Origin of the sequence: Salicibibacter kimchii, from assembly GCF_003336365.1 — a bacterium.
Taxonomy (GTDB): Bacteria; Bacillota; Bacilli; order Bacillales; family Marinococcaceae; genus Salicibibacter; species Salicibibacter kimchii.
This window is the reverse complement of the sequence record NZ_CP031092.1, coordinates 3246422-3258575: the sequence shown is the minus strand read 5'-3', so window position 1 is coordinate 3258575 and position 12154 is coordinate 3246422. Positions and strand designations below refer to the sequence as shown.

Below are 12154 nucleotides of genomic sequence, written 5' to 3'. Positions count from 1 at the left end.
TCCTTGTTAATAAGGGAATTTTCATCTATTCAGTGGCACCTAAATTAGTGACTTTTTATTTTTATTAGATTCATTTAACAAATAATATGAAAAAATGCTTTAACATAATAAAGAGGGGGGGGCTCCTTGACAAAGCATTAATTTAAATACTTCATCTTCGAGCCGCCCCGTTAAATACCCTTCCGCCGTCTATCCGTTGCTGATGGATCCATTTATTCGTGACCAGAAACTTACGGAGTGACGACGCCCAGTGTTCTTTGCCTGCCGGTTTGGTATTTAGTTCTTAATGAATCATTTAATAGTCATAGTCTTCATCATCATGTCCTCCCCACACAAACCCATCTGTAGTTGTATGTACAGATGAGATTCCGTGACCAAATGTGAAGTTGTAGTCGCCATACCCCATTTTTCCAATTGTTAAAGCTTCAGATGTAGCAACTGTATCATTTACTCTTGAATAGTTTCTCGGGTCTTCAATATCAATGATTAAGAAAGGATGAAGGTTTCGAACAACATCATGGTTGCCATCTGTCACATCGTCAAAATATTCTTCACCATCAGAGTTTTCTTCCTTTATATAGCGAACTTCTTGTCTCAGTGTTAAAAGATCAAAGCTGTCTCCAACCCGAACAGCTGTAAAATGTAGTGCTGATTCTGAATCATCGTTTAGAGAAACCTCAGTTGTTACTTCAATGTTTCCTTCATCTAATATTTTGTTTTCACCATCTAATGATGCTTCGAATACTTCACTCATAAGATCTACATCTGTAAGGATGTCGAGAAATTCCTCTTGCTCTTCATCGTCTAGGTTCTTGAAAGCATAAAGGTCATCTTCAATGCCATCCTTTTCATGATTAAAAGTTTGTGCAATTTGCGTCTCTAAAAATTCTTCATACTCGTTCGCTGTAATCTCGAGATCAGGTATAGAATCCTTTGTTGTTGCTGATGCAGTTCCCTGAATACTGAATACTGAAAAACCGGCAGCTACTAAAAACATGACAATTTTCTTCATAGACAAACCTCTTTCCAAATTTTTATATTCCTTCCAGTATCAACATACAACATTATCACAGATAATTCAATAATTAAAAAGTATTGCTACTATTATCAATCTTATTTTCGGAAAACAAAAAAAGAAAAGTTAACTAAGAACAAACAAAAAGGCTGACAATCTCGAAATAGGACCACCTGAGAACGGCGGACGATTCTTACCACTTGTGCGGTCTTTTTTATTATCCCTTTGCAAGGAAATGTACCACTCATTGCGGATCCCTTTACCAGACAAAAGAATGGGTTGGATAGAGCCATTAATATCAAGAGTTTCAGGTGGGCATTACATCATGCCGCCCTTATCTCAACCATATTCACTTATATTCACAAAGTCCTTATCCCCTTGTGTGACTATATATTTCCCCCACAATATAAGGGAACGTACATTCGTTAAATTTCATCAATAAACGCTTTTTTCGTTACTTTTTTGTTACCTTTTAAAAAGTAACATGTCAATTCCATTCCTCAACAATCGCGCCTGTTTGCGGCATAGTCAATTCATACAAACCTTTGGTTCCTTTTTATATCCTAACTTTTATTTTCCGTAGGCGATCCTCCTGGAGGATGATAAAAAGGAGGTACTTTAAGCCAGCCTTTTGTTCGCATTAATTCCTTCATTTTCAGCCCAAGGGATAATTTATCGGTTTGGAATTTTAGAAACATCATTGCTACATCCTTCCGAAGAGATTGGCTTGCTGAAACCGCACACAAATCGGCAGCTGCCACAAAGTTAATATTAATCGTGTTAGTCAGTTCATTATCCGTAAATTTTGTTCCTAACGGTACAGCGCTCGGATCAGATTTCGGCTTAGCTTCAGGCGTCTCTGATAAAGGAACGCCTCCCTGTCGCAGAAATTCATCTAATTCCTTTTGATGAGATTTCATCATTTTACGGCTATCTTGAAGAATCTTCCTCAATTTAGTATCGTTTGTTGTGTTAAGACCTATTTCCACGATAATAACAGCACTCGACACAAAACTATAATATGTCCAACATGCCATCGCTTCACCGATATGTAATGGATCTTTATGGTTATCAGTTAAGGACTCTATAATATCCGCTGCGTTTTTAAACATCATTTTTACAGTGGGCATAATAATCCTCCAGTTTTCTTTTGGATTTAGGTTTATTTTACCCCCCCCCGAAAAATATGTATTTTTAATAAGCATCAAAAGCTTTTTTATTACTTCACAATTTGGCCAGTTTGCTTAAGAGTTGCATAAGCTTATTACATTCTACATTAAACGATCAACAAGTTAAACGAATTTTAAAAACACCAACACAGAAAAGTGTTGATGCTCGCACAATTTCTTTTTTTCTAATGACTTTTTTGTAAAAAATATTCCCCTATTTCTTCTCCGGAAATCTCTAATACATCAAAAACCTTATCATAAGTGTTATCCGTTACTCCCCCTGCGCCACCTTCGATTCGATGAATCGTCTTTGGAGATACTTCTGCTTGCTCAGCTAACTCTTGCTGTGTCAGCTTTTTTTCCAATCTAGTCGCAAATACTAACTTCCCTAGGTGAGCTGACAAGCTAAAAAATGTTTCGTCAAACTCTGATGTACCCTTTGCTACACGGTAGCCATAATTAATGAGATCCATTTTATCCACCTCCCTTAAAAAGGTGTTTCTCTAAAATATTCGTGGTATGTTTCTGGTTTTTTCTCTAAATCATTCAAGATACGATAAGCACGATCTCTAAAATGATCAGTTACATTAAAAGTAACGTTTGGCGTTTTTTCAAAAGGAAAAATAAAACAATAATACTGTCTCGTTTCATACTTATAAGGGAAAAATATTCCTCTAAACCGCCAATTGAAACCTTTTATATTAATTCGTAATTCATAAATATCTCTCTTATTTAACGGTTTAATGAGTTCAAATGTTTGTTGATAAATTTCTCCCCCAATTTTTATTTCAAATTGAGCAAAAAATTGAACCAATCTAATTTAGATTTTCTGCCTATTGTTTTTTTTCTAATTATACTATTGAATGTGTGTTAAGGAGGTGAAAACAATGCTAAAGAAATTTCTCACTATTTTCATGATGTCTTTTGTATTTGTTTTTGTGTTCACTAGTTTATCGTCTACAGCATCTGCATACAGTTCAGAAGATTATATAATTGAACCACCTTTTAATGGTGAATTTCAATTCACAACAGGTGATGGGGAATGGGATGGCGTTATACCAAATTCTCATATGTTTCATGTGCGACTTGGTGTTTCATCAGTATTACCTTCTAGTGACCTTAATGTCCGTCTATGTAACTCTGAATCGGGAAATTGCACCCCATATAAAAGTTTCGCTGGTTCCAGTGCTTTTTTTTCTGATATGATGCCCGGAATATATTACATTGACATTGTTTCTACTACCAGAAATGGTAGTGGTACAGTGACTTTCCACAAACAGTAAAATAATCCCGTATAATGTGGTGAACTTCCCCATTTACAATAGAGTCATACTACCTTTGGAAGTGAAGAATCGGAACGTTTTTGTCCGGTTCTTTTTTACATGAACAACGATTAATCAAGAATAAGCATAGGTACGGCAATGGCACTTGCTATAAGAATACCTTCGTTAGATGGCAGGTAATGAGACATTTTGGTGTATGGAATAATGGAATCGATCAGAGTGAGTTGACATTTCAATTTTGTGTGGTTTGTGGAAGATGTTTTCTTAAATATAACTTACTATTTTAGAAATATTTTTCTCATTTTACTTAGCGTACGATTTCCACGTCTTGCTGCTACTACCCCTATAAGGCCGAATGCCAAACATTCGGATGATAAACAAGGTTAGAGAGGATAGTAATATTTCAATAACGAACAATCAGGTTCCCCTCATCAAAAAACTACAGAATACCATTATATTCCGTCAGTTGGTCTGAATTTATGTACATTTAAGCATTTTGGTTTACAATTTGTGAGCCTTACACTCTTAGATCAGTGGTTATTTTTTGGCGGTTGTCGAAATTCATCACCTTTGCGAGGTTTACTTGGACGTTTGCGTAAAACGGTTGTTGGAAACCGTACAACGGCATCCATTAAATCAGCTAAATTATAGGGCGCAAACGGAGAGGTATAATAACTCCCAAAACTACGTAACCCCACTAAGTGGACATTGATTGCGATATAAACAAGCATGATTCCATATAAGCCAAACAACGCCGCTGCGATCATCAATGTAAAACGCAAAAGACGAAAACTAATGGCAGCACTGTACGTAGGGATGGAAAAGTTAGAGATCGCGGTAAGAGCGACAACAATAACCATAATCGGGCTGACAATCCCAGCTTGAACAGCAGCCTCCCCGATAATCAAACCCCCTACAATACCAACGGTTTGACCAATGGGTCGAGGGAGACGATTCCCCGCCTCACGTAATAACTCGAAGATCATTTCCATAATGAACGCTTCGATAAAACCGGGAAAAGGGACACCTTCCCGTGCTCCTGCGATGGAAAGCGTTAATGTTGTGGGGATCATCCCTTGATGGAAGGAGACCATAGCGATATATAAACCCGGTAAAAAGAGAGAGAAGAAAGCTGCCATATAACGAAGAATCCGAACAAATGTACCTAACATCCAACGTTCATATATATCCTCTGGTGATTTGAGTAGTTGGTGTAACGTTACCGGAGCTAAGATAGAAAAAGGAGTCCCATCTAACAAAACGGCCACCCTTCCATCTGTTAACGCTTTAGCCGTCCGATCCGGTCTTTCGGTTTGTAAAACTTCTGGAAAAGGTGAAAATGTATTTTCTTCCATAAATTGTTCCAGCATCCCAGTTTCAAGAATCTCATCGATATCAATACAAGCCAATCGATATCGAACTTCATCCACCAAATCGGTAGTGGCGATGCCTTTCATATAACAAATGGCGAATTTAGTCTTGCCTCGGCGCCCCACATTAGAGGTTTGGATCGTTAAACTCGGATCGTTGATTCTTTTCCGCAATAGCATAAGGTTTACTTGTAACGTTTCATTAAATCCATCTCGAGGACCACGAATGAGAATCTCTGTTTCAGGCTCATTTATACCTCGGTCAGGATATCCTTTAGCATCTACAACGATAAATCGAGCAAGCCCGTCGATTACCAGCAATGTTTGTCCACGCATAACTGGCAGAATGGCCTCATCAAAAGTGCTATAGATCGAAGCCTCAGAAATCGTTAATACTTCTTTTTGAATATATTCTAAACCCTTATCAGTAAACAGCGTGGACATCTCTTTATCGCTTAATTGTACAAGTGGCTTAATGACGTTCTCTTCCAATTTTTTTTCGTCACACAGTTCTTCAATATAGAAAAGAACAGCAGGAACTCTGTGGCCAATGGTTAACTCCCTTTGGATAACGTCATCACTCTCACCGATAATATTCCGAACTGATTTCACGTTTTGGGAAAGGTGTTCAGAAGTCTGGATGTCATATCCGTTGTTTCGTCTGGTCTCCTTGTTAAATTTTTTATGTCGTTTCTTCAACACGACTTAACACCTCCTATGAATTGCTGTCCTTTCTTTCTAATTTTTCATTCAACATATAATTTCGGATCTTCGCCTCTATGTCTACATTGATATTTGCTTCTGAGAAAGGTCCCCCATCTCCATCCCAGTCCTCATTGATCTCGTTCCAATAGTTGTATTCCTTCACCCTTACATATTGAAGAAACTCAAATACATCTGCCTGATATTCCTCCTGCATTTTTTGAATGACCTCCTCAGCCTTTTTCTTCATTTCCTGTTCGACAGCTTCTTCGAGATGAATTAGGGTTTTTGGATTATTTATTTCAATTCCATCTATCCACTTTTCGGCCAAAAGGCCTTCTGTTTGAATGTGAATTTGAAAATAATCTTCTCCCTGCTTACGCTCATAGGAGATATTAGAATTCAAGTTCATAATCTCAAAGTTGAAAACTCCCCTGTCCTCAAAGGGAACCTCCAAGACGCCTTGTTCTGCTTCTCCGACTACTAAATTAAAGCCTTCAATGTCTTCCTCCTCTAAGGTGCCAATCATTGTGTTGGTTTTTCCTAGAAAAATCGCTACCCCGCCAATTTTGATTGTATTTGCTTCGTCTTCTTCAACAAGAGGAACCAAATAACTCCTTCGCCCGATAGCGTGGGATGCCAAATCACCCATCGTTATCTCCCTGGGCATTTGTAAAACAGGGCGATGCCTTTCAGCTAATATAGGCATATACATGGCCGGCATATTTTCTAAATCAACATCAGTATCAAAAACAGATTTTGCTTCACCTAGGGAAATAAAGACAAGATTTCTTGTTCGCATTTCATGATCACGGAGAAAGAAATCTAGGAGATGGTTCGTCAATCCCTCCTTGACCAATTCCTGGTTCAGTATAATTACCTGCAGGTGCTCAAAGTTTGCTCTACGACTCGTTTTCGTTGCGATATCACGAGAGACTTGCATATCCGTTAAGTCGGATCCAGTGACATTGAAATAAGCTTGCTGCATACCACTACCTTCGGCCTCCACTTTCAACGCTTCTGGTATAGCGATTTGATATGTCGTTCTTTGTTTGTTATCTTCTCCCGGATCCATAGCCACCCCCATAACAAAACCCATTTCTTCGATTTCTCTTAAGTCCCAGCATCCAACAAGAGAGGATATGACTATACCAATGATCAGAATCCGAATCATGAAGGTTCTCATCAGTCCTCACCCTTAAGGTTGTTTTGATGCCTACGGTTCCAATAAGATAAATAGCCACAACTTAAGCCTGCGAAAATCAATATCAGGCCTAAACTATTAACCCAGTGCCTCATAATAAAAGCTTCAGACAGTGATTGAGGTACAAAGGCCAAAATGATCACGATAAACGCTAGACCCGCTGTTACCCAAATTTTGTTGACCCGAGGAACAAAGTGGGCTTGTATATTTTGAACAGCCAAAAGATAGCTGATGGATAAAGCATTGAAAATAGACATTACCCATACCGTGAGCATGAGGGACTCAATGCGCTCGAAAAATCCACCAGGGATTTCAATTTCTTTAGCTAGTTCAACTGTAGGGAACGTTGCCAGCTTTGTAGCTTGCAGGCTAAAAATTGCAATACTGCTCATCAATATCAGTACATTCAAAATCACAAGAATAATAATGGAAACATTTAAAGGTAGTGCTCTAATCTGTGATTCCTTCATGGATGCCATAAAGAAAAATAAAATTTCAATCCCTATAAAAGCTGGAAATCCTACCGTCATTCCCCTTAATATGGGAGAAATCCCTTCAGGAAATAAAGGTCGTAATTCCTGTAAATTTACGTTTGGTATATTAAAAACCACCATAATTATGATGAACAGTAATGTTATAGGAACAAACATCAAACTTAGATGAATAATTCCTTGGGTTCCTTTGGATACAGCATAGGCTGCTAACAGGACAATTAAAGCAGTCGTGAACTCTGGTGGGGTATAGATCAGTAAGTACAACTTCATTACGTCACCAAAAATATGTAACTGATAAGCCATTAAGCTAACGAAAAAAACAATAAAAAAAAGCGCTAACCCTTTTGCAATCCAATGTCCCAATTTACTTTGCCCAATAAATTCAAGAAGGTTTTGGCCCGGGTATTTTCGTTGCAAGTGGGTATATACTGAAATAACCGCCATTGTGAGAAAACCATAGAGGATAATAACAAACCAGCCATCTGCAGTATTCATCGCTTCTGTTAATTCACGGGGGGAACTTAGAAACCCAATACTTGGCGTTATAGCTAGAAGAGAAACTGCCATTTCATGAGCCTTGATCTGGAATTTTTCCCGACTATTCATTCTCACTAATCTCTCCCAAGATTTTTCGTCGTTTGCGTTGATTGACCTCGTTTTTCCACGGTGATGCTGTAACATTGTTCAACCATTTATTGACATAATAAGCAACAATAATGAGAAGAGAAGTGCTGCTAGCTAGCGTCACTGACAGCCATGTAGGCAACAAACTCATCAAACCGTTCCATAATTCTTCCATATCACTCACCTCTTCCCTCTAACCACTTATTAGAGTGACTGCATATGTTTTATCATGATCAAACCTTCCGAAATTATGTATGAAATTAAAAACTTGGAGCCAATATACTCGCAAAATGATGTCACACAACATCACTCATTTCATTACTCAATTTCCGAACAATAAAAGCATTATTTTCATATTCATTCGATTTTCTGCAGATCAAAAGCATTTTCACATGTTGGTTGGTTTTCTTATTCCACCACCGCGCCCGATTGCTACCGTCTTCCCCTCTTTTAGAGAACTTACTTTAAATAATTATTCTGTTTATCACTAACTTTTCCTACAAACACTACAAAACCTTTTGTTATTAAAGACTTCATGGTCATCGCCACAAAACTATAATACCACTTCCATCCTTTCCTCCATGTGACTAAATTTGTTTTCTTTTCTATTAAAAGTTCTAATAAATTCAATGGGACTGTAAGGGTGAGTAATTTAAAAAGTATCGCCTTTGGTTTATCTTTATCCGTCCATTGATTGAAGAAAACGGTAAATGTAGGATATACAAGAAAATCAAATGCCACATTTAATTTAAATAATTTGGGAAAATAACGAACGGGATATTTAAGTACTTTTTTGTGTGTAGTAAGTACATGATCTATTATTCCATTGGTAAATCCGTTAATTAAATAAGCCAGTATCCAATCTTTTATCGACGTTTTTTTCCTTCGTAATAAAATTGCTAAAATGATGACTGAAAAAATCATCGTACCGTGCAAAAGGATCTTTTCGACTTTATTCCCTTTCATGGAAAACACCTCCATAGGAATAGGATGCTTCATGAAAAAAGAATTATTCACCTCTTAAAGAACAAACAAAGGAAAATCTTTCGCCACCACTTGAATACCAAATGTCTTTATTAAGATTAAAGGATAAAGTGAGAACAAAAATCCCCATCTAATGTTTAGTGATGGAAAACTCATGAAATAGACAATTTGGTACACCCTATAAGTGAAATTAAAAGGAAAGAGGGATCTTTGGATGCACATGTCAGAAGATCAAAACACAAGCATATTGGGCGTAGACGTTCAAGCTAAACGAAAAACAGTGAGGGATTGTTTAGACGAATATTTCGTAAACCCTCTTATTCACAAGCAAATACATGGAAATGAAGTTTATGTACCCTTAGATCTGCGTCGACTATGGCCTCGTCAATACATTAGGACACGCTAACGGAAAACAAAAAAGAAGGGAGGCGATCCCCTTGAAACGGAGCGGGGTCATCTTGCTTCTGTTTGCAATGCTTGGAATGTGCTTGCGATTGCCATTGACGAGGTGGACGGCTCTGAACAGGAAGAAGACAACATTGCCCATCTCGAAGATACTCCGAATACGGAAATGATTCGCTTGACCGTGCAAGTCGCCGTGCCGGGGGAAGTCCCTTTGGGATCTCCGACGGGAGACGAAGGCGAGATAGAACCGGTGTGGGTGCTAAGCGTGACCGGCCATTCACTGGAGGATGCGATCAGCAACTTGCAGCAGGAAGTGGCGCAACCAATATTTTTAGGGCAGCTGCGTGTCATTGTCGTTAATGAAGACGTGGCCAAAGAAGGGGTGGAGCGCTTCAACGAATCCCTGAGGCGCAATCCGCAAGTGCGGAGAAACGCATGGATGGTCGTCTCCCAAGAAGAAGCTGCACTATATATGGATCTCGCTCCGGCTTTGGAAGCTGTCCCGACGTTATATCTTTCCAATATGGTTGAAAACGCGGTCAGCGCGGGGAATTTCCCCGAAGATTACGCCGGGTTATTTGGGGAATGGTCTCCAGCAAAGGTCAAGACGGTTATCTTCCTTACCTCCAAGCAGTAGGTGAGGAACAAATTCGGTTAGATGGCCTTGCCTATTTCAATGGGGTCCGAATGATCGATCATATTGAACGTTTACAAGTTGGCTATTTTATGGCGATAATCAATCAGAGGATAGGCGGAAATCTAGGGTTTGTTCCTATTCCGGGCACAGATAAACATATCACAAGAGAAACCCTTTTACGTCAAGGTAAAATAAAGACAGAAATAAAAGAAGGGAAGCCTTATGTCAGGGTTAAAATTCGATATGAAGAGAAGATCATTGAAGGGGATCAAGACATCAATCTGAACGATTCGCAAATCAGCATTTATGCAATCGGATTTTGAATATGCACTATATTTATCCAAGATCATGCTCCCTTGTTATCGTTCTTTAAACGCTTTTTTATATTCAATGTATAAATCGGTCAAGACCTAAAGATTTTTCAAGTGGTCACGCGGCTCAGGGCTTTAAAAACCTCAGCCATCTGGTGATCCTCACGGTCTTCTTCACTCATCCGATTCTTGGAATATCCAAGATCGCTTCGTTTATATACTCAGTCAAACGTTCCTAAAAAAGCGTAGAATTTATCCGCATTTCCAGTTCTATTATATCATTGATCTCCGATGCAGGGTTCTGGATATATGATCTGAAGTATGTTTTGGTGATACTGTCTCTTCTCCCTTCAATTATTTTCCCAGATCTTTTGTCTTTATTTGTTGTTTTGCCCCTTTGCTAATTGTGTTCGGTCCATAGCTTGCGGCGGTTCTTCCATCCATCCATTATCGACCATGACCTGCCCGCTATTTTTAGCGAATTTGAATATATCCGTTGCGGATTTCGCCAATTTCGCAGGTAAATCGCTTCGTAAACTAAAGGCAGAACCGATGGCACTGCTTGTCATGCCAAAATTGGTGAATACGCTGGTTTGATACATCATCATTTTGTCTGAAAACGGAGCATTAGTCGAATCTGTTGCTATGCCTGCCCACATAGAAGGGGTGTGTACATCACTTTCACGCAAAAGATCACTTAATTTAGTTATGATTTGTTTTGAAAGATCCTTCCCATCAAAGAAAATTTTTGCAGCATCTTTATTTTGGGCTGATTGGGCAAATCCGGTCATGAGGGTCATTCCTATTGTATTTGCCTCTAACGGTTGATAAAGGAAGCCAATTTCAAGTGCATTTAAAGGTCTTTTGCGAGATAACAGATTAAATCCTGACATATATTTTTTACTTTTTGTGAACTCAATATCTTTTGGCATCGTGATATAAGGAGGACGGGGAATCGCCGAATGCTTTAACAGAAAATCTGTTGTTTGGTCATAAGCCTCTTGAGCATCAGCCGAAAAACGATGGTATAATTTTCGTATGTCTTCCCTATAAGCCATGGATAAATGTACGGTGAAAAGCCCCATATTGATAATTGTGATCAAACGTAAGTGCATGATATCAAACATTTCATCGAACAGACGAGGCGCACCCGGTTCTACGTCTTTCTCCGTATAGCCTATCGGCAACACAGCCCCCTCATTCTGAAATATCTTTGTCAGTGTTTCTACATGTTCACTTTCCTTGTTGTAATAGGACTCTAAAATGTCTTTGGCTTCCGGGTTTTCTGCCTTTTCAATGTAGTGTTCCAAAAACCTCATGTTCATCGTCTTGTTTTCATAGCCCATCCACAGTGATCCCAATTCTGCCGCTGAAATGGAAAGGTTGTCTGAAGTGGTCATTTTTAAATCCTCCTCGTACTAAGTTCAACTGTTTATCTTTAAGCTCCCCTCAACTTTGATTATTATTACTTTAGAAAAGGAGTTGTATAAATTTTTTACAGGGCAATATACTAAAATATTCAATATTCATAATTATTTGAAGTTGTTAAATCCCAGAAACAAACCAAAAGAGGTCGAGAAATCCCGGCCTCTTTTTGGTGATATTTTTCTGAATGTAAATTATGATATTTCTAACGCCCACCCGAAATTCACATTATATAGTGGAAATTCCTCATCGAACGTGTAATACTGAAAGCTTGTTGTTCCAGAATAATCAGCATCAGGAATTATGGTGATGCGGCCTATGGCACCTGAACCCACACAGGATTTTGCTCCCGCTATTCTGTAAAATCATTCATTTTGCATCTTTGCTGTTTTATCAATGACCTCTTGAGCATCTTCATAAGATTTTGCTGAAAATACTTTGTGTGATACTTCATCTAACAACTCTACATCCTCGATCGAGCGCACCTGTTCTTGTACTGAATCCGTCGTTAAGCCAAACCCTGCATCCAAA

14 protein-coding genes are annotated in these 12154 nt (G+C 38.6%); 3 read left to right on the top strand and 11 right to left on the bottom strand.

The features are described 5' to 3' along the window. Nucleotides 1-295 precede the first annotated feature (295 nt). The 4 genes from DT065_RS16585 to DT065_RS16570 form a co-directional block, all read right to left on the bottom strand. Complete coding sequence (locus tag DT065_RS16585; RefSeq protein ID WP_114375269.1) at nt 296-1012, bottom strand: hypothetical protein; 717 nt, start codon at nt 1010-1012, stop codon at nt 296-298. Between the two features lie 566 nt (nt 1013-1578). After that, the gene (locus DT065_RS16580; RefSeq protein WP_160112621.1) at nt 1579-2145 is read right to left on the bottom strand and encodes a DUF3231 family protein; all 567 of its coding nucleotides are present in this window, start codon (nt 2143-2145) and stop codon (nt 1579-1581) included. 224 nt (nt 2146-2369) lie between these two features. Next, nucleotides 2370-2657 (bottom strand): helix-turn-helix transcriptional regulator, encoded by a 288-nt coding sequence (locus DT065_RS16575; RefSeq protein ID WP_114375266.1) that lies wholly within the window; start codon nt 2655-2657, stop codon nt 2370-2372. Between the two features lie 14 nt (nt 2658-2671). Beyond that, a complete protein-coding gene (locus DT065_RS16570) occupies nt 2672-2998 on the bottom strand; it encodes a hypothetical protein (protein WP_114375264.1) in 327 nt (108 codons plus the stop codon). A 73-nt stretch (nt 2999-3071) separates the two neighbouring features. Between DT065_RS16570 and DT065_RS16565 the strand changes: the two genes are divergently transcribed. Beyond that, nucleotides 3072-3467, top strand: coding sequence for a hypothetical protein (locus DT065_RS16565; RefSeq protein WP_114375262.1), 396 nt, complete (start codon nt 3072-3074; stop codon nt 3465-3467). Between the two features lie 530 nt (nt 3468-3997). Here DT065_RS16565 and DT065_RS16560 read toward each other — a convergent pair. The 5 genes from DT065_RS16560 to DT065_RS16545 form a co-directional block, all read right to left on the bottom strand. Further along, complete coding sequence (locus DT065_RS16560; protein ID WP_114375260.1) at nt 3998-5539, bottom strand: spore germination protein; 1542 nt, start codon at nt 5537-5539, stop codon at nt 3998-4000. A 13-nt stretch (nt 5540-5552) separates the two neighbouring features. Next, complete coding sequence (locus DT065_RS16555; protein WP_114375258.1) at nt 5553-6725, bottom strand: Ger(x)C family spore germination protein; 1173 nt, start codon at nt 6723-6725, stop codon at nt 5553-5555. Then, nucleotides 6725-7843: a GerAB/ArcD/ProY family transporter gene (locus DT065_RS16550; RefSeq protein WP_160112620.1), complete on the bottom strand. Its 1119-nt coding sequence runs from the start codon at nt 7841-7843 to the stop codon at nt 6725-6727. The genes DT065_RS16555 and DT065_RS16550 overlap by 1 nt, the downstream gene beginning before the upstream one ends. Further along, nucleotides 7836-8036: a hypothetical protein gene (locus tag DT065_RS19055; protein WP_160112619.1), complete on the bottom strand. Its 201-nt coding sequence runs from the start codon at nt 8034-8036 to the stop codon at nt 7836-7838. Before DT065_RS19055 ends, DT065_RS16550 begins: the two co-directional genes overlap by 8 nt. A gap of 284 nt (nt 8037-8320) precedes the next feature. Then, on the bottom strand, nt 8321-8827 hold the full coding sequence (locus DT065_RS16545) for a CBO0543 family protein (RefSeq protein ID WP_114375254.1): 507 nt from the start codon (nt 8825-8827) through the stop codon (nt 8321-8323). A 502-nt stretch (nt 8828-9329) separates the two neighbouring features. On the opposite strand from DT065_RS16545, the gene DT065_RS16535 reads away from it, so the two are divergent. Beyond that, nucleotides 9330-9887: a Ger(x)C family spore germination protein gene (locus DT065_RS16535; protein ID WP_114375252.1), complete on the top strand. Its 558-nt coding sequence runs from the start codon at nt 9330-9332 to the stop codon at nt 9885-9887. After that, on the top strand, nt 9836-10210 hold the full coding sequence (locus tag DT065_RS16530) for a Ger(x)C family spore germination C-terminal domain-containing protein (RefSeq protein WP_114375250.1): 375 nt from the start codon (nt 9836-9838) through the stop codon (nt 10208-10210). Before DT065_RS16535 ends, DT065_RS16530 begins: the two co-directional genes overlap by 52 nt. Before the next feature lie 365 nt (nt 10211-10575). Here the strand turns inward: DT065_RS16530 and DT065_RS16525 are convergent, their stop codons facing one another. Further along, nucleotides 10576-11598 (bottom strand): DUF3231 family protein, encoded by a 1023-nt coding sequence (locus tag DT065_RS16525; protein WP_114375248.1) that lies wholly within the window; start codon nt 11596-11598, stop codon nt 10576-10578. 390 nt (nt 11599-11988) lie between these two features. Next, the gene (locus tag DT065_RS19050) at nt 11989-12153 is read right to left on the bottom strand and encodes a hypothetical protein (RefSeq protein WP_160112617.1); all 165 of its coding nucleotides are present in this window, start codon (nt 12151-12153) and stop codon (nt 11989-11991) included. Nucleotide 12154: the final 1 nt, after the last annotated feature.